The following is a 20,167-nucleotide window of genomic DNA, read 5'->3' as shown; positions in this document are numbered from 1 at the left end:
GCCGGTTCAGAGCGGCGGCAGCACGCGCGGCTTGCGAGTCTCGTCGGTGGCCACGTAGGTGAGGGTGGCTTCCGTGACCTTGACGGTGGCGTGGCGGCCGCTGGCGTGCATGCGCTGCGCATAGACCTCCACATCCACGGTGATCGACGTGCGCCCCGTTTTGACCACGTTGGCGTAGAAGCTCACCAGATCGCCCACGTACACGGGCTGCTTGAAGACGAACGAGTTGACCGCGATCGTGGCGACACGACCGTTGGCGCGCACCACTGCTGGGATCGACCCGGCGATGTCCACCTGCGACATGATCCAGCCCCCAAAAACATCGCCGTGGACGTTGGCGTCGGAGGGCATCGGCATCACGCGCACGGCGGGCTGCTTGTCGGCGGGCAGCGTGACGGTTTCAGTGGTGGCTTGGGTATCGGACATGATGATGCAGGGCAGCATTGAAGCGGAGGGAGGGCCCACCAGCGAGCCCAGGGCGCGCGCAGGTGATCGGTGGGAGAATACACAATCCGCCATTTTATTGCACCGCACATGCGCCGCTTTCCCGCTTCTTCCGAACCGCCTCCGCCGGGGGCTGCCCGCGGTGACTGGCGCACCATCAAGAGCCTGCTGCCTTATCTGCTGGCCTATAAATGGCGTGTGGCGCTGGCGCTGTCGTTCCTGATCGCGGCCAAGGTGGCAAACCTTGGTGTGCCGATGGTCATGAAGCGGCTGATTGATTCGATGAACGTGTCGCCGTCCGACCCCCGCGCGCTGCTGGTTGTGCCGGTGGGCGTCATCATCGGCTACGGGCTGCTGCGGTTGTCGACGTCGCTGTTCTCGGAGCTGCGCGAAATCCTGTTCGCGAAGGTGACGGAGAGTTCGGTGCGCACGCTCGCCCTGCAGGTGTTCCGGCATCTGCATGCGCTGTCACTGCGCTTTCACCTTGAGCGCCAAACTGGCGGCATGAGCCGCGACATCGAGCGCGGCACGCGCGGCATCCAGTCGCTCATTTCGTATTCGCTGTACAGCATCCTGCCGACGCTGGTGGAAGTCGGCCTCGTCATCACGTATTTCTTCGTGAAGTACGACGTGTGGTTCGCGCTCATCACGTTCTGCGCGCTGGTCAGCTACATCGTCTTTACGGTGACGGTGACGAACTGGCGCACGCACTTCCGCCGCAGGATGAACGAGCTGGATTCGCGCGCCAACCAGAAGGCAATCGATTCGCTGCTCAACTTCGAGACGGTCAAGTATTTTGGCAACGAAGACTACGAAGCACGTCGTTACGACGAGAACCTGAAGCACTACCGCGCGGCTGCGATCCGCTCGCAGAACTCGTTGTCGGTGCTGAACTTCGGCCAGCAGGTCATTGTCGCCACCGCGCTCATCCTGATTCTGTATCGCGCCACGCAGGGGGTGGCGGCGGGGCACATGACGCTGGGGGACCTCGTGCTCGTCAACACGCTGATGCTGCAGATCTACATTCCGCTCAACTTCCTGGGCGTGATCTATCGTGAGCTGAAGCAAGCCGTGACCGACATGGACCGCATGTTCCACCTGCTGCAGACCAATCGCGAGGTAGCCGACAAGCCCGACGCCAAACCGCTGGCGGTGCACGCGGGCGAAGTCCGCTTCGCGCATGTCGACTTCAGCTACGAGGCCAAGCGCCAGATCCTGTTCGATGTGGATTTCACCATTCCTGCCGGCACGACCACGGCGGTCGTGGGGCAAAGCGGCTCTGGAAAATCGACGCTGGCGCGCTTGCTGTTCCGCTTCTATGACGTGAAGTCCGGCGCCATCCAGATCGACGGCCAGGACCTGCGTGACGTCACGCAATCCAGCGTGCGTGCCGCCATCGGCATCGTTCCGCAAGACACGGTGCTCTTCAATGACAGCATCTACTACAACATCGCCTACGGCCGCCCCGATGCCAGTCGCGAAGAGGTGATCGAAGCCGCCCGCGCGGCGCAGATCCACCACTTTGTCGAATCGCTGCCCGATGGCTACGAGACGCAAGTCGGCGAGCGCGGCCTGAAGCTCTCCGGCGGCGAGAAGCAGCGTGTGGCGATTGCACGTACTTTGCTCAAGCGCCCGCCGATTCTCGTGTTTGATGAAGCAACGTCCGCACTCGACTCGCGTACCGAGCACGCCATTCAAGAAGAGCTGATGCGGCTGGCGCAGAACCACACCACGCTGGTCGTTGCACATCGGTTGTCGACCATCGTGCGTGCGCACCAGATTCTGGTGATGGAACACGGCCACATCATCGAGCGCGGAACACATGAATCGTTGTTGCGTGCGGAAGGCCGTTACGCGCAGATGTGGCGCATGCAGGCACGCGAGCCCGAACGCGTGGCCGAAGAAACAGAAGACACCCGAGCAGGTTGAGGGAGAGACAACGCGATGGAACTCAAATGGCTGGAAGACTTCATCAGCCTGGCGGAGACGCGCAGCTTTTCGCGCTCGGCCGAATTGCGACACGTGACGCAGCCGGCGTTTTCGCGGCGCATTCAATCCCTCGAGGCGTGGCTCGGCAATGAGCTGATCGACCGATCAAGCTACCCAACACGCCTGACTCCCGCCGGAGAGGTCTTCTACGAACAGGCTTTGGCGATGCTCGCCCAGGTGAGCGAGACGCGCGCCCTGATGCGCGGCCAGCGCCCGGCCAGTGCGTCGACGATCGACTTTGCCGTGCCGCATACGCTATCGCTGACGTTCTTCCCCGGCTGGCTCGCGCAGGTGGAAGAGAAGATCGGCAAGCTGCAATGCAGGCTGCGCGCGCTCAACGTGCACGATGCGGTGATGACGCTGGTGGAGGGCGGCTGCGATCTCGTGATGGTCTATCACCACGCGCGGCAGATGATCCAGCTCGACCCCACGCGCTACGACATGCTGGTGCTGGGCACCGAGCGGCTTTCGCCGTTCTCCAAGCCCGATGCAAGCGGGCGGCCGATTTATCGGCTTGTTCCCACCGCACGCAAGCCGATCGCCTACCTCAGCTACACGCCCAATGCCTTTCTGGGCCGCATGGTGGATGTGCTGCTGGAAAACTCGCCCGTGGCACCGCTGCTCGACAAGTGCTACGAAACCGACATGGCCGAAGCGCTCAAGGTGATGGCATTGGCGGGCCACGGCGTAGCCTTCCTGCCCGAGAGTGCGGTGCGGGAGGATGTGGCAGCCGGACGCCTCGTGCGCGCGGAAGGCAAGGGCGGCGGTACCTTGTCGATCGAGATGGAAATCCGGCTCTATCGTGAGCACCCGCAAAGCGGCGCGCACGACCGTCGGCACCCGCAGTCCAAGCGCAAGCGCGAGCTGATCGACACGTTATGGAGCGCGCTGGCGGGCTGAACGGGCGATCGGGTTCGACTATGAGGTTATGCGTCCAATGCATAACCCGATGTAAAAACGGCATTGGATTTCGTTCTGGGCGGTCCCTAAGCTGGCGGGCATTTTGTGGGACTTGAAGGGCCTTACCGAGGCCCAAAAAAGGAAGACAGCCATGTCCAATGTCGCATCTCCGTCGACACTCCAGCACGCCATCCCGTCCTATCTGCCGGCCGACAACCTCGGCCCGTGGGGCATCTATCTGCAGCAGGTCGATCGGGTCACCCCCTATCTCGGCTCGCTGGCACGTTGGGTTGAAACGCTCAAGCGCCCCAAGCGCGCGCTGATCGTTGACGTGCCCATCCAGATGGACGACGGCCGCATCGCCCACTTCGAGGGCTACCGCGTGCAGCACAACACGTCGCGCGGCCCGGGCAAGGGCGGCGTGCGTTTCCACCAGGACGTGACGCTGTCGGAAGTGATGGCGCTGTCTGCGTGGATGTCGGTGAAGAACGCGGCCGTGAACGTGCCGTACGGTGGTGCCAAGGGGGGTATCCGCGTCGACCCGCGCAAGCTGTCTTCCGGTGAACTCGAACGCCTGACCCGCCGCTACACCAGCGAGATCGGCATCATCATCGGCCCGAACAAGGACATTCCGGCCCCGGACGTGAACACCAACGCGCAGATCATGGCGTGGATGATGGACACGTACTCCATGAACGAAGGCTCCACCGCCACCGGCGTGGTGACCGGCAAGCCGATCGCACTGGGCGGCAGTCTGGGCCGTCGCGAAGCCACTGGCCGTGGCGTGTTCGTGGTCGGCAGCGAAGCCGCGCGCAACCTTGGCATCGACGTCAAGGGCGCGCGTGTGGTGGTGCAAGGCTTCGGCAATGTGGGCAGCGTGGCCGCCAAGCTGTTCCACGACGCTGGTGCCAAGGTCATTGCCGTGCAAGACCACAAGGGCATCGTGTTCAATGGCAGCGGCCTGGATGTCGACGCGCTCATCAAGCACGTTGACCACAATGGCAGCGTGGCCGGCTTTGTTGCAGAGACCGTCTCGCAAGACGACTTCTGGGGGCTGGAGTGCGAATTCCTGATCCCGGCCGCGCTGGAAGGCCAGATCACTGCGAAGAACGCGCCCCACATCAAGGCAAAGATTGTCGTGGAAGGTGCAAACGGCCCCACAACGCCCGAAGCGGACGACATCCTGCGCGACCGCGGCATCCTGGTCTGCCCGGACGTGATTGCCAACGCCGGCGGCGTGACGGTCAGCTATTTCGAGTGGGTGCAGGATTTCTCGAGCTTCTTCTGGACCGAAGACGAGATCAACCAGCGCCTGGTACGGATCATGCAAGACGCCTTCCGTGGCGTCTGGCAAGTGGCGCAGGACAACAAGGTTACTCTGCGTACGGCGGCATTCATCATCGCCTGTACGCGGATTCTGCAGGCCCGCCAAGAGCGCGGTCTGTACCCCTGATCGGCAACGCGCTGATCAATACCGGCGCGGTGCCCCAACAGGGCACTGCACTGGTCTATCGCGTTGCTGCCGATCAGGCGGCCATGCGCGACGGTTGAAGAAAGCCGGTGCTCATGGGACGAACCATAACGTTCCGGAGCACCGCACCATGAGAAGGGCGATGGCATCATCGTCGTCCTTCCCATCCTCAAGTCGGGTTCGTTAAGCGACAGAGAGCGCACATCGGGCGGGCTTTATTTCCCCTTGTTTTCCTTAGCAATTGGCGGTTATCCGCTCAAGCAATCGGGCCCGCGTGCCGATGTTGCAGAGCGTTGCCGTGTCGGGCGCTGCGCGTCTTTTCCGGATTTTCGGAAAAGCACAACGTAAGGTATCCGGTTGCATGGAAAACGCGGTTGCGGCAGGGTCCGCGCCAGAGGAAAAACTCCGTTGGATTCAACGATTTAGTGGCAACACCAATACTGTCGCCAAACGTTTTTTGGTACAGTCCCGTCTTTCTCTTTCATGGTCAAAAGGAGACTTTCATGAACCTCGCCAAGCTGGCAACCGTGGTTGCAGCCGTTGGTGTCGCCGTTGGTACATTCGGCAGCGCTGCCCACGCAGAAGAGCTGACTGGTACGCTCAAGAAGATCAAAGACACCGGCACCATCACGCTGGGCGTGCGCGATTCGTCGATTCCGTTCAGCTACAACGTCGGCGGTGTCCGCACGATCGGTTATTCGTACGACGTCGCCACCAAGATTGCCGAGGACGTGAAGAAGCAGCTCGGCCTGAAGGATCTGAAGATCAACGAGATCCCGGTCACTTCGCAAAACCGCATCACGCTGCTGCAGAACGGCACCATCGATCTGGAGTGCGGTTCGACCACGAACAACCTTGAGCGCCAGAAGCAAGCATCGTTCACGAACACGATCTTCATCATCGGCACGCGCATCATGGTGAAGAAGGATTCGGGCATCACCGACTGGGCGCAGCTCAAGGGCAAGAACGTCGTGACCACCGCCGGCACGACGTCGGAACGCCTGCTGCGCAAGATGAACGATGACAAGCAGATGGGCATGAACATCATCAGCACGAAGGACCACGGCCAGTCGTTCCTGACGCTGGAATCGGGCCGCGCTGTTGCGTTCATGATGGACGACGCCCTGCTGTACGGCGAGCGCGCCAAGGCCAAGAGCCCGACTGACTGGGTGGTCGTGGCCAAGCCGCAATCGCGCGAAGCCTACGGCTGTATGGTTCGCAAGGACGACAAGCCGTTCAAGGCACTGGCCGACAAGACCATCGCCGGCATGATGAAGGACGGCTCGATTGCAGCCGAATACAAGAAATGGTTCGAACAGCCGGTTCCGCCCAAGGGTGTGAACATGGAGTTCCCGCTGTCGGACGACATGAAGGCGCTGATCAAGAACCCGAACGACAAGGCTCTTGACTGATCGGCTCCCTCAACGGGCCTGATACAAGCGTCACCGAAACGGAAGGCAAAGGCCGGTTAACAGGTCTTCTCCCTTCCGTTTCTTTTTGAGGGAACCATCATGAATTACCACTGGAACTGGGGCGTCTTCTTTACGGAAGCCGCCCAGAATCAGACCTATCTGGACTGGCTGCTGGCGGGGTTGAAGACCACCGTCGTACTCGGCCTGTCTTCCTGGATCATCGCGCTCGTCATCGGCTCCTTGCTGGGCGTGCTGCGTACGGTGCCGAACAAGTGGCTGTCGGGCCTGGCCGCAGCGTACGTGGAGCTGTTCCGCAACATTCCGCTGATCGTGCAGCTCTTCATCTGGTACTTCGTCATGCCCGAGCTCGTGCCGGGTGGCGACTACATCAAGCAGATGAACCCCAACACGGCGATGTTCCTGTCTGCGATGCTGTGTCTTGGCACGTTTACCGCCGCGCGTGTCTGCGAGCAGGTGCGCTCAGGTATCAATTCGCTGCCGCGCGGGCAGCGCAACGCCGGACTGGCCATGGGCTTCACGCTGGCGCAGACGTATCGCTACGTGATGCTGCCGATGTCGTTCCGCATCATCGTGCCGCCGCTCACGTCGGAGTTTCTGAACATCTTCAAGAACTCGGCTGTGGCATCGACCATCGGTTTGCTGGAGCTTGCCGCACAGGGCCGCCAGCTGGTTGACTACACTGCGCAGCCGTACGAATCGTTCATCGCCGTGACGCTGATGTACATGCTGATCAACCTGACCGTAATGGGCCTGATGCGCTGGGTGGAAGCACGTTCCCGGCTGCCTGGCTTCATCGGTGGCAAGTAATCGGGCGAGGACTCTTCATGGCTTATCAATTCGATTTCTCGTCCATCAACGTCGACAACATGCGTGTGCTCGGCGAGGGGATGGTCCTCTCGCTCCAGATCACGGGCACGGCCATCCTGGTCGGCATCGTGTGGGGCACGCTGCTCGCGATGATGCGCCTCTCCGGCATCAAGCTGCTGCAGTGGTTCGGGCAGGCGTACGTGAACCTCTTCCGGTCCATCCCGCTGGTGATGGTGCTGCTGTGGTTCTTCCTGATCGTGCCGCAGGTGTTGCAGAGGATCTTCGATCTGTCGCCGGCGACCGACATGCGCATGATGTCTGCGCTGGTCGCCTTCGCGCTGTTTGAAGCGGCGTATTACTCGGAGATCATCCGCGCCGGTATCCAGAGCGTGTCGCGCGGGCAGATGTTCGCGGCCTATGCGATGGGCATGACGTACGGCCAGGCCATGCGCCTGGTGATCCTGCCGCAGGCATTCCGTAACATGATTCCGCTGCTGCTCACCCAGGCCATCGTCCTGTTCCAGGATACGTCGCTGGTGTATGTGAGCGCGCTGTCGGACTTCTTTACTCAGGCATACAACATCGGTGAGCGCGACGGCCGTATCGTCGAACTGCTGCTGTTTGCCGGCTTGTGCTATTTCGTGATCTGCTTCGGCGCCTCCGTGCTGGTGAAGCGACTTCAGAAGAAGGTGACCCAATGATCGAGATCAAGAACGTTTCCAAGTGGTACGGCAGCTTCCAGGTGCTGACCGACTGCACCACCAGCGTGAAGAAGAGCGAAGTGGTGGTGGTGTGCGGCCCGTCGGGTTCGGGTAAGTCCACGCTCATCAAGACCGTCAATGCGCTGGAACCGTTCCAGAAGGGCGAGATCTTCGTTGACGGCACTTCGGTGGGCGCGAAGGGTACCAACTTGCCGAAGCTGCGTTCGCGCGTGGGCATGGTGTTCCAGAACTTCGAGCTGTTCCCGCACTTGTCGATTACCGAGAATCTGACGATCGCACAGCAAAAGGTGCTGGGCCGCTCGAAAGAAGAAGCCATGGCCAAGGGCCTGAAGTATCTGGACCGCGTGGGCCTGAAGGCGCACGCTGCCAAGTACCCGGGCCAACTGTCGGGCGGTCAGCAGCAGCGCGTGGCAATCGCGCGCGCGCTGTCGATGGACCCGATCTGCATGCTGTTCGACGAGCCGACCTCCGCGCTGGACCCTGAAATGGTCAACGAAGTGCTCGACGTGATGGTGGAACTGGCCAAGGAAGGCATGACCATGATGTGCGTGACCCACGAAATGGGCTTCGCGCGGAAGGTTGCCAACCGCGTGATCTTCATGGACCAGGGCCGCATCGTTGAAGACTGCGAGAAGGAAGAGTTTTTCGGCAACATCGACGCTCGTTCCGATCGTGCCAAGCAGTTCCTGTCGAAGATCCTGTCGCATTGATCGACGGTTCCCGGCAACAAAAGCCGCTCTTTCGAGAGCGGCTTTTTTTTGTGGGCGACGCGGCGTCAGGTGCAGGCGGTGTTGGCAGCGTTGGCGATCTGCACGGCTTCCGGAATCGGCACCTTGGTGGCCATCGTGGCCTGGCCCGATTCGAACATCAGCAGCTCGCCTGGCACGAATTGCGTCCAGACTTCGTTGTCGGTGAGCGGCGCGGTGGCGATGACAGCCACGCGATCGGCAGGCGTCGTGTATTTGGCGAAGTCGATCGTCATGTCGGCGTCGATCAAATGCGCCGTCGAGAACGGCCACTGCCGCACGATGTAATACAGCCGCGTCGAGCAATGCGCGAACTGCGCCTGCCCATTGCACAGCAGGAAATTGAACACGCCGTAGCGGGTGATTTCCTTGGTGATGTCAGACAGCGCGTAGAACAGCTCGTTGAGCGGCGGCTGCGAACCCGGAAAGCGCTTGCGCAGCGCCTGCATGATGAAACAGAAGGCGAGTTCGCTGTCGGTATCGCCCACAGGCTGGTAGACGCCCGAGAGGAACGGCGAGAAGTTCTTCAGGTCGCCGTTGTGGGCAAAGATCCAGTGCCTGCCCCACAGCTCGCGCATGAAGGGGTGGCAGTTTTCCAGCCGCACCGTGCCCTGCGTCGCCTTGCGGATGTGCGAGATGACGTTCTTGGACTTGATCGGGTAGCGCTTGACCAACTCCGCTACCGGCGAGGTACCGGCAGACTGGTTGTCGATGAACAGGCGGCATGCCTTGTCTTCGAAGAAGGCGACGCCGAAGCCGTCGGCATGGTGGTCGGTCACGCCACCGCGCGCGGCGAACCCCGTGAACGAGAACGTCACATCGGTCGGTTCAGCGCAGTTCATGCCCAGCAGCTGGCACATGGTGGGGGAAAAGTCGGATGCAATAAAATGATCATTATCCTGCCGGCCGCCGGGGGTGCCAAGCGCCTTCGTCTTCACGGCGCCGCGCCTGGGGGCCGGGCGTTGCGCACATGCCGCACGCCACCGCCTCCAGATTGCCTTAACCGGAGAAGCCATTCCCATGAAGCTCGACCGCACCGCCGCCCGCGCCCTCCTGCTGGAGAGCTACGCCGCCGCCGTGGGCGCGGCCGATCCGCTAAAAATCGTCGCAAACTTCCTTCCGCCGCCGTATGCCGGCGGCAAAACACTGGTGGTCGGCGCCGGCAAGGCGGCTGCGTCGATGGCGCTGGCTGTCGAGCAGGCCTATGCCGGCCGCGCGCAGGTCGAAGGACTGGTCGTCACGCGCTATGCGCATGGGTTGCCGACCGAGCACATCCGCGTCATTGAAGCAGGGCACCCGGTGCCGGACGAGGCGGGCGAACAGGCCGCGCAGGAAATCCTGGATCGCGTCTGCGCGCTCACCGAGAACGACCGCCTGATCGTGCTGGTCTCGGGCGGCGGTTCCAGCCTGCTGTCGCTGCCCGCCGAGGGCATCCCGATGGCCGATCTGAAAGCCGTGACGCGCGAGCTGCTGCGCTGCGGTGCGCCGATCACCGACATGAATATCGTGCGCAAGCATCTGTCGCGTATTCATGGTGGGCGGCTTGCCGCCGCATCACGCGCGCCGGTCACGACGCTGATTGTTTCCGACGTGGCCGGCGACGACCCGAGCGCCATTGCCAGCGGCCCGACCGTGCCGGATGCGAGCACCTACGGCGATGCGCTTGCCATTCTGAAACGCTGGGGCGCTCACATGCCCGATACCGTGTGCGCGCACCTGGAATGTGGAGCACGCGGCGAGATTGCCGAAACGCCCAAGCCGGGCGACGCCTGCTTTGCACGCGTGACCAATCACGTCATCGCCACCGCGCAACAGAGTCTCCATGCCGGCGCCGAGGTGTTTGCGGCGCGCGGTATCCACACGGCCATCCTCGGCGACACGGTGACCGGCGAAGCGCGAGAGGTCGCCCAGGTATATGGGGCGCTGGCGAGGCAGGTGCGCCAGCATGGCGCCCCGTTTGTGGCGCCGGTCGCACTCATCTCCGGCGGCGAGTGCACGGTGACGATTCCGCCCGGCCTGACCGGCGGCCGCGGCGGGCGCTGCGCGGAGTTCCTGCTCTCGCTCGGCGTCACGCTGGAAGACATGGCTGATGTCTATGCGCTCGCCGCCGATACAGACGGCATTGACGGATCGGAGGACAATGCGGGTGCGCTGCTTGACCCCGACTCCATCGCCCGCGCCGCCGCCAAGGGCATCGCCGCCCGCGCCGCGCTCGACGCACACGACGCCTACGGTTTCTTTGCTGCCGCCGATGACCTGATCGTCACCGGCCCGACGCGCACCAACGTCAACGACTACCGCGTCATCCTCATTCTCTGATTCACGTTTTTGCTGACCGCTTTCGCACGCACCATGACCGACACTCTCACGATCGTTCGCCCCGATGACTGGCACCTGCACCTGCGCGACGGCGATGCCCTCGCCGATGTGGTGGGCGACACCGCACGCCAGTTCGGCCGGGCGATCATCATGCCCAACCTCAAGCCGCCGGTGACCACCACTGCGCAGGCGCGTGCCTACCGCGAGCGCATTCTCGCCGCGTTGCCAGCCGGCACGCAGTTCGAGCCGCTGATGACGCTGTACCTGACCGATAACACCTCGCCCGACGTCATTCGCGAGGCCCGCGCCAGCGGTTTCATCCACGGCGTGAAGCTGTACCCGGCTGGCGCCACCACCAACAGCGATGCTGGCGTGACCGACCTGCGCCGGTGCGCCAAGACGCTTGAAGCCATGCAGGAAGTCGGCATGCCGCTGCTTGTGCACGGCGAGGTGACCGATCCGACCGTCGACATCTTTGACCGCGAGGCCGTCTTCATCGACACGGTGATGTTGCCGCTACGTCGAGACTTCCCGGCGCTGAAGGTCGTGTTCGAGCACATCACGACCAAGCACGCTGCCGAATACGTGCGCGATGCCGAGGGCCCGGTTGGCGCGACCATCACCGCGCACCACCTGCTGTACAACCGTAACGCTCTGTTTGTCGGCGGCATCCGCCCGCATTACTACTGCCTGCCGGTGCTCAAGCGTGAAACGCACCGCCTGGCGCTGGTGGCCGCCGCCACCTCGGGCCACCCGCGGTTCTTCCTTGGTACCGACAGTGCGCCGCACGCCAAGGGTGTGAAGGAACACGCCTGCGGTTGCGCCGGCTGCTACACCGCGCTGCACGCCATGGAGCTGTACGCCGAGGCCTTTGAAGACGCCAACGCGCTCGACAAGCTCGAAGGCTTTGCGAGCCTGCACGGGCCTGACTTCTATGGCCTGCCGCGCAACGCCGGCACGCTCACGCTCACGCGCTCGCAATGGCAGCTTCCCGCCGAAGTCCCGTTCGGTGAGCAGACGCTGGTGCCACTGCGCGGCGGCGAGATGCTGCGCTGGAAATCCGTCTGACTTGGCGATTGAATGTTTGCGTGCGATCGACTGGAGCCATCCGGCGTTCGCACCGCTGGCAGCGGTCGGCGCCCCGATTGCACGCGCGATTGAGGGCGGCGCCGATCTTCGCGACGCACTGAACGCGCATCCGGCCGCGCAGGCAATTCGCACCTCCGGCGGCCATACGCTGCGCTTCATCCCGCAAGATACGCTGCCGGCCGGCACGGCCTATGAAGCACACGTTGCCGCCACCGGCCGGGTGCCGACGCGGGACAATCTCCACGATTTCTTCAACGCACTGATCTGGCTGCATTGGCCGCTTGCCAAGGCGGCGCTGAACGCGCGCCAGGCGCGGGCGATTACGCGGGACGGGATTGGCGCGGCACGCGGCACCGTACGCGATGCCGCCACGCTGTTCGACGAAAACGCCCTGATCTTCCTGCACACTGAAGACGCGCCTGAGCGAAGCCTGACCGGGTTCGATTGGCGCGGCTTGTTCGTCGAGGGCAGGGCAGCGTGGGGCGCAACCTGCGCAGTTCTGCCGTTCGGCCATGCGCTGCTGGAAAAGTTGGTTGCGCCGTACAAGTCGATCACTGCACATGCCTGGCCGCTGCACGTGGCAGCATTATCAGCGGATCGTCCCTCGCTCGATGCCGCGCTGGCAGAGATGCTTTTGCATGTCGATCTGGCGCCCAGCAATTTCCGTCCGTTGCCCGTCATGGGCATCCCCGGTTGGTGCGATGCGAATGACGACGACGGCTTCTATCTGGATACGACCGTCTTTCGCCCGGGCCGGCGGCGATTGGTACCCGAACAGTGCTAGACTCGCGCCTCGCGAAGCGGATCAGACAACCGCTGCTTCCGCCGCCTCGCGCGAGCGGAAGGGGAGGAAAGTCCGGACTCCATAGAGCAGGGTGATGGCTAATGACCATCCACGGTGACGTGCGGAATAGGGCCACAGAGACGAGTCTTCGCCCCGGCTTCGGCCAGGGCGAAGGGTGAAACGCGGTAACCTCCACCCGGAGCAATCCCAAGTAAGCAGGCGATGAAGCGGCTCGCTGAGTCTGCGGGTAGGGAGCTTGAGCCGGCTGGCAACAGCCGGTCTAGAGGAATGGTTGTCACGCCGCTGGTTTCGGCCACGCGGCGCACAGAATCCGGCTTATCGGTCCGCTTCGCTTCTTATTCCGATGCCGTCGGCTGCGTGGCCAGATCCACCAGTTCCAACGAGTGCGTGATCTCGGCCGTCTTGGCCAGCATGATCGACGCCGAGCAGTACTTCTCGTGCGAAAGCTGCACAGCCCGTTCCACCGTTTCCCGCTTCAGGTTGCGCCCAGTCACCGTGAAGGTGAAGTGGATGCGCGTGAAGACCTTCGGGTCGGTCTCGGCACGGTCGGCCTGCAGCTTGACGCTGCAACCTTGCACGTCCTGGCGGCCTCGCTTGAGGATCAGCACCACGTCATAGGCGGTGCAGCCACCGGTGCCCAGCAAGACCATTTCCATCGGGCGCGGTGCAAGGTTGCGGCCGCCGCCGTCGGGCGCGCCATCCATCGTGACGAGATGGCCGCTGCCGGTTTCCGCCAAAAAGGCCATGCCATCCGGGCCAGTCCAGCTCACTGTGCAATCCATGTCCAATCCTTGTGCAGAGGGTCGACCATCGCCGACGAAAAGCCACATTGTAGCCACCAGCCCTCGCGCGCGTTGGCACCCTAGGGTGAACGCGGCTTGACAGTGATACCCGCTCGAAAAGGTGCAACCCGTTCTTTTTGCACCGAAATTGCGCCGAAATTGGAGGAATAGCTCTAGTGCGCAGCAGCTTGTCTCACACGAAATGAATGCAAGTGTTTGATTTGTTGGGAAATTAAACTGCCTTCTGTCTTCTTATTGGCTTTCCGCATTACGAAATGCGATTTCGTAGTGCAAATTTCCTTGCGCGTGCCCCAGAAATGGGTATAATTTGCACCATTGGATCGGCTGATGCGGTGCAACCCACCCAGTCAACGATCAGCAGGTGTCTCCTCCACCCTCCTCCTTTGGTGGATTCAAACCCAAGCTTGATGGCTTGGGTTTTTTTTCGCCTGCAGAACCCGCGCGCGCCTTTTTCCTTGTGTCAAGAAGTCTGTGCGAGGTACAATCGAAATCTTTTCCGGATTGCCCGCGGAAAAGAGAAATTTAGAGAGCCCGCACCAACAAGCGGGAAGGCGGGCCGGCGATGACCTCGCATGGGGTTGCGCAGGCGTCCGCAAGACGATCCGTTCGTGAGCAGTCTGAACGCAAGTTCTCAGCGCGATACGGGTCCACTCGGGCACTGACTCAATATTTGGAAAAATCATGAAGACCTTTTCCGCAAAGCCCCATGAGGTGAAGCGCGATTGGTACGTGATTGACGCGACGGACAAGGTCCTCGGGCGTGTCGCCAGCGAAGTGGCACACCGACTGCGCGGCAAGCACAAGCCCGAATTCACTCCGCACGTCGATACCGGCGATTTCATCATCGTCATCAACGCAGCCAAGCTGCGTGTGACGGGCGCCAAGACGACCGACAAGAAGTACTATCGCCACTCGGGTTACCCGGGCGGTATCTACGAAACGACGTTTGGCAAGATGCAGCAGCGTTTCCCGGGCCGCGCCCTGGAGAAGGCTGTGAAGGGCATGCTGCCGAAGGGTCCGCTGGGCTACGCGATGATCAAGAAGCTGAAGGTTTACGCCGAAGGCTCGCATCCGCACGAAGCTCAGCAGCCGAAAGCGCTGGAAATCTAAGGGGCCTAATCCATGATCGGAAACTGGAACTATGGCACCGGCCGCCGCAAGAGCGCTGTGGCACGTGTCTTCATCAAGTCCGGCAAGGGCGACATCATCGTCAACGGCAAGGCCATCAACGAGTACTTCGCTCGTGAAACCTCGCTGATGATCGTGCGTCAGCCGCTGGAACTGACCAACCATGCAGCTACGTTCGACATCAAGGTGAACGTGGTCGGCGGTGGTGAAACCGGCCAAGCCGGCGCTGTGCGTCACGGCATCACCCGCGCCCTGATCGATTACGATGCAACGCTCAAGCCCGCCCTGTCGAAGGCTGGTCTGGTGACGCGCGATGCACGTGAAGTCGAGCGTAAGAAGGTCGGTCTGCGCAAGGCCCGCCGCGCCAAGCAGTTCTCGAAGCGTTAATCCGCTTCCTGCTGCTTCAGCAAAAAACCACACCCTCGGGTGTGGTTTTTTGTTTTTGAGCGTTCGAACTAAACAGGGTGATCTTTCCGTCGCCTCGCTTACCCTTTGCAACAGCTCCGACATGTCCGCGGGACTACAATTCACATTTCGTTAGCGTTCGGCCCGTATGATGCAATCCGCTGTTTCTCCTAATCCGATTCTGATCCGCAAGGCGGGTCGGGAGGCGCGCGCATGAAGGCGCGTCGCTTGTTGCGTCGCGCTTCCGTGCTCGCCCCGAACGTCACGGTGCGTTCGCGTCTGCCTTGGCCGGTAACGGTTTTGTTGATTGCCGTGGTATTTGGGCTTGCGGCGGCTGCGGCGCTGTGGGCCTTCGAAGAAGGGCGTCGGCTGACGGGGCCGCACGACGCCGATTTGCGCGCTATGAACCGCGAGCTGACCACCAAGTTGGCCGCCGTGCAAGCCGAGCGAGACAAGCTTTCCGCGTCCGCTGGCACCGTGGATGCCAGGCTGGGTATTGCCGAAGGCGCGCAAGCGCAGATGGCTGAGCAACTCAAGGCGCTGGAAACCGAAAACGCGCAGTTGAAAGAGGACCTAGCCTTCTTTGACAGCCTGTTGCCCGCACCTACCAATTCCGCTGGTATTTACGTGCGCAGCTTCCGCATCGCGCCGGATGAGGCGCAGCCGACACGCATGCGGTTCCGCGTTCTGCTGATGCAAGGCGGCGGAAAGGCGTTCGCGCCGGTCTCCGAATTCGAGGGGCAACTGGCGCTCACGCTGAACGTGGTACAGGGTGGCAAAGCTGCTACGATCGATTTCCCGGGAACGGTGGCCAGCGGATCACCCGTTGCCAGCGCCCGCGTCAAGCTCACGCACTACCAGCGCCTTGAGGGCTGGGTAGACGTGCCCCCCGGCACCACGGTGCAATCGGTGATGGTGAAAGTGCTGCAGAACGGCAAGATCAAAGCGAGCCAGAGTTTTTCCATCTGACGGGCGTTGTCCTGTCGAGGATCCGTACACAGAGGAGTCGACGATGCTGTTTGGCAAAAAGAAAGGGCTGGCGATTGAAACGCTGCTGGGGGCTCATACCAAACTGGAAGGGAATCTGCGCTTCTCGGGCGGTCTGCGGATCGACGGCGAGATCAGCGGCAACATCTACGGCGATCCGGACAAGCCCAGCATGCTGGTGATTACCGATAGCGCACGCGTCGAGGGCGAGGTGCACGTCGGGCACCTGATCCTGAATGGCACCGTGGTTGGCCCCGTGCATGTGGCGGAGCTGCTTGAGTTGCAGCCGAAGGCGCGCATTGAGGGCAACGTGCAATATGCGGCGTTGGAAATGCACCAAGGCGCCGTCGTCATGGGCACGTTGATGCACGCGGCGCCTGGCGACGTGAAGTTGCTGCCCAATCTGAAGCTGGCGTCCAATCAGGATTGATCACATCGCGCGTCAGCCGTTGCTGGCGCACCGCACAATGCCCACTTGAAACGCGGGGCTTCGGCACGATTTGCAGCTTGCGCTTAAAATACAGGCAAGTTTCAGACGTTCCCACAGGAGATTTTCATGAACGCAGTCGCGCAGGCAGCCACGCCCGATGTGAACGAGGTTCCGGCTCCGCTGGTCTTTACCGACAGCGCTGCGGACAAGGTCAAGCAACTGATTGAAGAAGAAGGCAACCCGGAGTTGAAGTTGCGTGTATTCGTGCAAGGCGGCGGGTGCTCGGGCTTCCAGTACGGTTTCACCTTTGACGAAGAGACCAACGAAGACGATACGACCATGACCAAGAATGGCGTCTCGCTCTTGATCGACTCGATGAGCTACCAGTACCTGGTGGGCGCCGAGATCGACTACAAGGAAGACATCAACGGCGCGCAGTTCGTCATCAAGAACCCGAATGCTTCGACCACGTGTGGTTGCGGCTCGTCGTTCTCGGTCTGACGCCGCATCGCTGTAAAAGAAAAAGCGCACTTCGGTGCGCTTTTTTGTTGCCGGCAAATTGTGCGCTCAAGCGGGGTAGATTGCGCCGAGGATGCGACCGCCCGATGCGCCGGTCGCGGTATGCAGATTGCCGTGGGCGCGGAGCACGCACTGGCGCGCGAGCCATGCGAAAGCGAGGGCCTCCACCTGATGCGCGGGCACGCCGAAGTCATCTGTCGGAGCGACTCGCACGCCCGGCAATTGCTGCGCGATACGTGCCATGAGCGCGCCATTGCGGGCGCCGCCACCGCAGACCAGCAGTGACGCGGCCTGCGGCGCATGGGCACGTACGGCATCGGTGATGGTGTCGGCGGTGAGGGCGAGCAGCGTCGCTTGAACATCTTCAGGGCGCGCGGCGTTCAGCGCATCGCCGAGGGTTTGTTGCAGCCACGCCGGGTTGAACAGGTCGCGGCCGGTGCTCTTGGGCGGTGGCGCTGCAAAGAACGGCTCGGCCTTCAGACGCGCGAGGAGCGTTTCGTCGATACGCCCAGTGCGGGCCCAGGCGCCGTCGGCGTCGTAGCGGGTATCGCGGTGCCTGTGAACCCAGTAGTCCATCAGCGCGTTGCCGGGGCCGCAGTCGAAGCCGAGTACGGCGTTGCGCGCGTCGGGGGCTTGCGGCGGCACGACGGTGAGGTTGGCGATGCCCCCGATGTTGCAGACCACACGCCACGCATCAGGCAGGCCGAACAGCGCGCGATGCAGCGCTGGTACGAGCGGTGCGCCCTGGCCGCCGGCGGCGATGTCGCGACTACGAAAATCGGCAATGACGTCGATGCCGGTGCGTTCAGCCAACACCGCCGGGTGCTGGGTTTGGCGCGTGTAGCCGATGCCATCATGTGTGCCGGGCTGATGACGAATCGTCTGCCCATGGGCGCCGATGGCCCGCACGTCGTGCACACCCAGACCGGTGGCAGCGAGCAGTTGGGCAACGCAGTCGGCGTAGACCATGGCCAGCGCGTTCGCGGCAAGGGCTTCGCGATGGATCTCGTCGTGGCCGGCGTGTTGCAGGTCCAGAAAGCGCTGGCGCAGTTCGGGCGAGAAGGGCACGTAGGCATCGGCGAGGACGGTCGGGTGTTCGCCGGAAAAGTCCGCCAGAACGCCGTCGACACCGTCCAGGCTGGTGCCCGACATCAAGCCGATGTAGCGATCGGTGGAGAGTGCGGTGTGGTCAGGATGGCTCATGCGCGACAGCTTACCAGCGCAATGGCGGGCCAAACGGACACATCACGGTAAAATCCCGGGATTGCGCGGCCGGCACGTTTCAATCGATGTCGGCCATCGTGCACGCACCGTTTCCCCGATTGTTGATTCGTTCGCGCCGTTTTCCATGTGCGGCGCGGTGACCTTTCTTTTTGCCATGACTGCACCTGACACTTCCGCCGCCTCCGATAACGCCACGCCGGCCAAACCCAAGTACCCGGTGACCCCGGAGGTGGCGCACGCAATGGAAGTGTCGCTGCGCGGCTGCGACGAACTGTTGATTGCTGCCGAATGGGAGCAGAAGCTAGCCAAGAGCGCCGCGACCGGCGTGCCGCTGCGCATCAAGCTGGGCCTGGATCCGACGGCGCCCGATATCCACATCGGCCACACCGTGGTGCTCAACAAGATGCGTCAGTTGCAAGACCTGGGGCATCAAGTGATCTTCCTGATCGGCGATTTCACCTCGACAATCGGTGACCCGTCCGGCCGCAATGCCACGCGCCCGCCGCTCACGCGCGAGCAGATCGAGACCAACGCGCAGACTTATTACCGTCAGGCCAGCATGGTGCTGGACCCGAGCAAGACCGAAATTCGCTACAACAGCGAATGGTGCGACCCGCTGGGCGCGCGCGGCATCATCCAGCTTGCCGCCAAGTACACCGTCGCCCGCATGATGGAGCGTGACGACTTTACCAAGCGCTACAAGGCTGGCGTGCCGATCTCGGTGCACGAATTCCTCTATCCGCTGATGCAGGGTTACGACTCGGTCGCGCTCAAGTCCGACCTGGAACTCGGCGGCACCGATCAGAAGTTCAACCTGCTGGTCGGTCGCGAACTGCAGAAGGAATACGGCCAGGAGCCGCAGTGCATCTTGACCATGCCGTTGCTGGTTGGCCTGGACGGTGTAGAGAAGATGTCCAAGTCCAAGGGCAACTACGTCGGTATCAGTGAGGCGCCGAACGAGATGTTCGGCAAGCTGATGAGCATCTCCGACGACCTGATGTGGACGTACTACACGCTGCTGTCGTTCCGCCCGCTGGCCGAGATCGATTTGATGAAGGCGGAGATCGCGCTGGGCCGCAACCCGCGCGACTGCAAGGTGCTGCTGGCGCAGGAGATCGTCGCGCGCTTCCACAGCCAGGCCGATGCCGAACGCGCGCTGGATGACTTCAATCACCGCGCACGCGGCGGTGTGCCGGACGATATCCCGCAGATTGAGCTGGCAGGCGCGCCACTGGGCATTGCGCAACTGCTCAAGCAGGCTGGGCTCTGCCCGTCCACGTCGGATGCCAACCGCAACATCGAACAGGGCGGCGTGAAGATCGACGGTACCGTCGTCAGCGACAAGGGCCTGAAGGTGGAGGCGGGCACCTTCGTGATGCAGGTCGGCAAGCGTCGCTTTGCACGCGTGGTGCTGAAGTGATTGGACTGATCCAGCGTGTGTCTGAAGCGGCTGTCCGGGTGGACGGCCGCGTCGTCGGCGAGATCGGCCCGGGCCTGCTTGCGCTTGTTTGTGCCGAACGTGGCGACACCGCCGCCGAGGCAGATCGTCTGCTGGAGAAGCTGCTCAACTACCGCGTGTTCTCCGACGCGCAGGGCAAGATGAACCTGCCCGTGCGCAACATCGACGGCAACGGGCAGGCCGGTGGCTTGCTGGTGGTATCGCAGTTCACGCTGGCGGCCGATACCAAGTCTGGCACGCGGCCGAGCTTCACACCCGCGGCTGCGCCGGAAGATGGCCGCCGCCTGTACGACCACTTCGTGGCGCGCGCCCGTGCGCAGCACCCCATCGTGGCGACCGGCGAGTTTGGCGCCGACATGAAGGTGTCGCTGGTCAACGATGGTCCGGTCACATTCTGGCTGCAGATCGCGCCGCAAGCCGCGCCGTCTGTCGCAAAAGCGGCCACGCCGGAAGCGGCCAAATCTGTCTGATTCGCTCGGGAACCCTG

Annotated in this window: 21 protein-coding genes and 1 other RNA gene; 18 read left to right on the top strand and 4 right to left on the bottom strand. The window is 62.4% G+C overall.

Going from position 1 to position 20,167, the window contains the following annotated elements:
* Positions 1 to 6: 6 nt before the first annotated feature.
* A complete protein-coding gene (locus M1D44_RS12220) occupies positions 7 to 444 on the bottom strand; it encodes an acyl-CoA thioesterase (RefSeq protein WP_024976649.1) in 438 nt (145 codons plus the stop codon).
* 90 nt (positions 445 to 534) lie between these two features.
* Here M1D44_RS12220 and M1D44_RS12215 point away from each other — a divergent pair, with 90 nt between their 5' ends.
* The 7 genes from M1D44_RS12215 to M1D44_RS12185 all read left to right on the top strand — a co-directional run bounded on the left by M1D44_RS12215 (position 535) and on the right by M1D44_RS12185 (position 8,476).
* Positions 535 to 2,373, top strand: coding sequence for an ABCB family ABC transporter ATP-binding protein/permease (locus tag M1D44_RS12215; protein ID WP_024976648.1), 1,839 nt, complete (start codon positions 535 to 537; stop codon positions 2,371 to 2,373).
* A 15-nt stretch (positions 2,374 to 2,388) separates the two neighbouring features.
* Entirely contained in the window at positions 2,389 to 3,333 is a 945-nt protein-coding gene (locus tag M1D44_RS12210) for a LysR substrate-binding domain-containing protein (RefSeq protein WP_004633215.1), read from the top strand.
* Positions 3,334 to 3,484: 151 nt separating this feature from the next.
* Entirely contained in the window at positions 3,485 to 4,786 is a 1,302-nt protein-coding gene (locus tag M1D44_RS12205) for a Glu/Leu/Phe/Val family dehydrogenase (protein WP_024976647.1), read from the top strand.
* Positions 4,787 to 5,307: 521 nt separating this feature from the next.
* Positions 5,308 to 6,216 (top strand): glutamate/aspartate ABC transporter substrate-binding protein, encoded by a 909-nt coding sequence (locus tag M1D44_RS12200; RefSeq protein ID WP_024976646.1) that lies wholly within the window; start codon positions 5,308 to 5,310, stop codon positions 6,214 to 6,216.
* A gap of 99 nt (positions 6,217 to 6,315) precedes the next feature.
* Positions 6,316 to 7,044, top strand: a complete 729-nt coding sequence (locus M1D44_RS12195; protein WP_024976645.1) for an amino acid ABC transporter permease — start codon at positions 6,316 to 6,318, stop codon at positions 7,042 to 7,044.
* Positions 7,045 to 7,061: 17 nt separating this feature from the next.
* Positions 7,062 to 7,745: a glutamate/aspartate ABC transporter permease GltK gene (gene gltK / locus M1D44_RS12190; protein WP_024976644.1), complete on the top strand. Its 684-nt coding sequence runs from the start codon at positions 7,062 to 7,064 to the stop codon at positions 7,743 to 7,745.
* A complete protein-coding gene (locus M1D44_RS12185) occupies positions 7,742 to 8,476 on the top strand; it encodes an amino acid ABC transporter ATP-binding protein (protein WP_004633206.1) in 735 nt (244 codons plus the stop codon). Before gltK ends, M1D44_RS12185 begins: the two co-directional genes overlap by 4 nt.
* Positions 8,477 to 8,541: 65 nt before the next feature.
* Here M1D44_RS12185 and M1D44_RS12180 read toward each other — a convergent pair whose 3' ends face one another.
* Positions 8,542 to 9,372, bottom strand: coding sequence for a class II glutamine amidotransferase (locus M1D44_RS12180; protein ID WP_024976643.1), 831 nt, complete (start codon positions 9,370 to 9,372; stop codon positions 8,542 to 8,544).
* A 160-nt stretch (positions 9,373 to 9,532) separates the two neighbouring features.
* On the opposite strand from M1D44_RS12180, the gene M1D44_RS12175 reads away from it, so the two are divergent.
* The 4 genes from M1D44_RS12175 to rnpB all read left to right on the top strand — a co-directional run bounded on the left by M1D44_RS12175 (position 9,533) and on the right by rnpB (position 13,059).
* A complete protein-coding gene (locus M1D44_RS12175; RefSeq protein ID WP_316852756.1) occupies positions 9,533 to 10,831 on the top strand; it encodes a glycerate kinase type-2 family protein in 1,299 nt (432 codons plus the stop codon).
* 33 nt (positions 10,832 to 10,864) lie between these two features.
* Complete coding sequence (gene pyrC, locus M1D44_RS12170) at positions 10,865 to 11,899, top strand: dihydroorotase (protein ID WP_024976641.1); 1,035 nt, start codon at positions 10,865 to 10,867, stop codon at positions 11,897 to 11,899.
* Positions 11,900 to 11,906: 7 nt separating this feature from the next.
* Positions 11,907 to 12,704, top strand: a complete 798-nt coding sequence (locus tag M1D44_RS12165; protein ID WP_428984644.1) for a DUF3025 domain-containing protein — start codon at positions 11,907 to 11,909, stop codon at positions 12,702 to 12,704.
* Positions 12,705 to 12,717: 13 nt separating this feature from the next.
* Positions 12,718 to 13,059, top strand: an RNA gene (gene rnpB / locus M1D44_RS12160) — RNase P RNA component class A.
* A gap of 1 nt (position 13,060) precedes the next feature.
* Here rnpB and M1D44_RS12155 read toward each other — a convergent pair.
* Positions 13,061 to 13,507 carry an OsmC family protein gene (locus tag M1D44_RS12155; RefSeq protein WP_024976639.1) on the bottom strand — a complete coding sequence of 149 codons (447 nt, stop codon included), beginning with the start codon at positions 13,505 to 13,507 and terminating at the stop codon, positions 13,061 to 13,063.
* A 702-nt stretch (positions 13,508 to 14,209) separates the two neighbouring features.
* Between M1D44_RS12155 and rplM the strand changes: the two genes are divergently transcribed.
* The 5 genes from rplM (at position 14,210) to erpA (ending at position 16,979) form a co-directional block, all read left to right on the top strand.
* Positions 14,210 to 14,638, top strand: a complete 429-nt coding sequence (gene rplM, locus M1D44_RS12150; RefSeq protein ID WP_009239122.1) for a 50S ribosomal protein L13 — start codon at positions 14,210 to 14,212, stop codon at positions 14,636 to 14,638.
* Positions 14,639 to 14,650: 12 nt separating this feature from the next.
* Entirely contained in the window at positions 14,651 to 15,043 is a 393-nt protein-coding gene (rpsI, locus tag M1D44_RS12145) for a 30S ribosomal protein S9 (protein ID WP_004633190.1), read from the top strand.
* 231 nt (positions 15,044 to 15,274) lie between these two features.
* The gene (locus tag M1D44_RS12140; protein ID WP_316852754.1) at positions 15,275 to 16,030 is read left to right on the top strand and encodes a DUF6776 family protein; all 756 of its coding nucleotides are present in this window, start codon (positions 15,275 to 15,277) and stop codon (positions 16,028 to 16,030) included.
* A 43-nt stretch (positions 16,031 to 16,073) separates the two neighbouring features.
* Positions 16,074 to 16,478, top strand: coding sequence for a bactofilin family protein (locus M1D44_RS12135; RefSeq protein ID WP_024976637.1), 405 nt, complete (start codon positions 16,074 to 16,076; stop codon positions 16,476 to 16,478).
* 126 nt (positions 16,479 to 16,604) lie between these two features.
* Positions 16,605 to 16,979: an iron-sulfur cluster insertion protein ErpA gene (gene erpA, locus M1D44_RS12130; RefSeq protein WP_004633183.1), complete on the top strand. Its 375-nt coding sequence runs from the start codon at positions 16,605 to 16,607 to the stop codon at positions 16,977 to 16,979.
* Positions 16,980 to 17,045: 66 nt separating this feature from the next.
* Here the strand turns inward: erpA and M1D44_RS12125 are convergent, their stop codons facing one another.
* The gene (locus tag M1D44_RS12125) at positions 17,046 to 18,200 is read right to left on the bottom strand and encodes an anhydro-N-acetylmuramic acid kinase (protein WP_316852753.1); all 1,155 of its coding nucleotides are present in this window, start codon (positions 18,198 to 18,200) and stop codon (positions 17,046 to 17,048) included.
* Positions 18,201 to 18,375: 175 nt separating this feature from the next.
* Here M1D44_RS12125 and tyrS point away from each other — a divergent pair, with 175 nt between their 5' ends.
* Together tyrS and dtd are read left to right on the top strand one after the other, a co-directional pair.
* Complete coding sequence (gene tyrS, locus M1D44_RS12120) at positions 18,376 to 19,641, top strand: tyrosine--tRNA ligase (protein WP_316852752.1); 1,266 nt, start codon at positions 18,376 to 18,378, stop codon at positions 19,639 to 19,641.
* The gene (gene dtd / locus M1D44_RS12115) at positions 19,638 to 20,150 is read left to right on the top strand and encodes a D-aminoacyl-tRNA deacylase (RefSeq protein WP_024976634.1); all 513 of its coding nucleotides are present in this window, start codon (positions 19,638 to 19,640) and stop codon (positions 20,148 to 20,150) included. Before tyrS ends, dtd begins: the two co-directional genes overlap by 4 nt.
* The last annotated feature ends 17 nt before the right edge of the window (positions 20,151 to 20,167 follow it).

This window comes from Ralstonia sp. SA306 (assembly GCF_054792405.1).
Note: the sequence above shows the minus strand (reverse complement) of the source record. Positions and strands in the feature narration are given on the sequence as shown.

Excerpts from the sequence above, each read along its gene's own strand:
- M1D44_RS12200 (WP_024976646.1), top strand. The coding sequence starts at position 5,308 with ATGAACCTCGCCAAGCTGGCAACCGTGGTTGCAGCCGTTGGTGTCGCC.
- tyrS (WP_316852752.1), top strand. The coding sequence starts at position 18,376 with ATGACTGCACCTGACACTTCCGCCGCCTCCGATAACGCCACGCCGGCC.
- M1D44_RS12220 (WP_024976649.1), bottom strand. The coding sequence starts at position 444 with ATGCTGCCCTGCATCATCATGTCCGATACCCAAGCCACCACTGAAACC.
- gltK (WP_024976644.1), top strand. The coding sequence starts at position 7,062 with ATGGCTTATCAATTCGATTTCTCGTCCATCAACGTCGACAACATGCGT.
- M1D44_RS12180 (WP_024976643.1), bottom strand. The coding sequence starts at position 9,372 with ATGTGCCAGCTGCTGGGCATGAACTGCGCTGAACCGACCGATGTGACG.
- M1D44_RS12155 (WP_024976639.1), bottom strand. The coding sequence starts at position 13,507 with ATGGATTGCACAGTGAGCTGGACTGGCCCGGATGGCATGGCCTTTTTG.
- M1D44_RS12175 (WP_316852756.1), top strand. The coding sequence starts at position 9,533 with ATGAAGCTCGACCGCACCGCCGCCCGCGCCCTCCTGCTGGAGAGCTAC.
- M1D44_RS12210 (WP_004633215.1), top strand. The coding sequence starts at position 2,389 with ATGGAACTCAAATGGCTGGAAGACTTCATCAGCCTGGCGGAGACGCGC.
- M1D44_RS12215 (WP_024976648.1), top strand. The coding sequence starts at position 535 with ATGCGCCGCTTTCCCGCTTCTTCCGAACCGCCTCCGCCGGGGGCTGCC.
- M1D44_RS12140 (WP_316852754.1), top strand. The coding sequence starts at position 15,275 with ATGAAGGCGCGTCGCTTGTTGCGTCGCGCTTCCGTGCTCGCCCCGAAC.
- rpsI (WP_004633190.1), top strand. The coding sequence starts at position 14,651 with ATGATCGGAAACTGGAACTATGGCACCGGCCGCCGCAAGAGCGCTGTG.
- M1D44_RS12185 (WP_004633206.1), top strand. The coding sequence starts at position 7,742 with ATGATCGAGATCAAGAACGTTTCCAAGTGGTACGGCAGCTTCCAGGTG.
- M1D44_RS12135 (WP_024976637.1), top strand. The coding sequence starts at position 16,074 with ATGCTGTTTGGCAAAAAGAAAGGGCTGGCGATTGAAACGCTGCTGGGG.
- M1D44_RS12195 (WP_024976645.1), top strand. The coding sequence starts at position 6,316 with ATGAATTACCACTGGAACTGGGGCGTCTTCTTTACGGAAGCCGCCCAG.
- M1D44_RS12205 (WP_024976647.1), top strand. The coding sequence starts at position 3,485 with ATGTCCAATGTCGCATCTCCGTCGACACTCCAGCACGCCATCCCGTCC.
- pyrC (WP_024976641.1), top strand. The coding sequence starts at position 10,865 with ATGACCGACACTCTCACGATCGTTCGCCCCGATGACTGGCACCTGCAC.
- M1D44_RS12125 (WP_316852753.1), bottom strand. The coding sequence starts at position 18,200 with ATGAGCCATCCTGACCACACCGCACTCTCCACCGATCGCTACATCGGC.
- rplM (WP_009239122.1), top strand. The coding sequence starts at position 14,210 with ATGAAGACCTTTTCCGCAAAGCCCCATGAGGTGAAGCGCGATTGGTAC.
- erpA (WP_004633183.1), top strand. The coding sequence starts at position 16,605 with ATGAACGCAGTCGCGCAGGCAGCCACGCCCGATGTGAACGAGGTTCCG.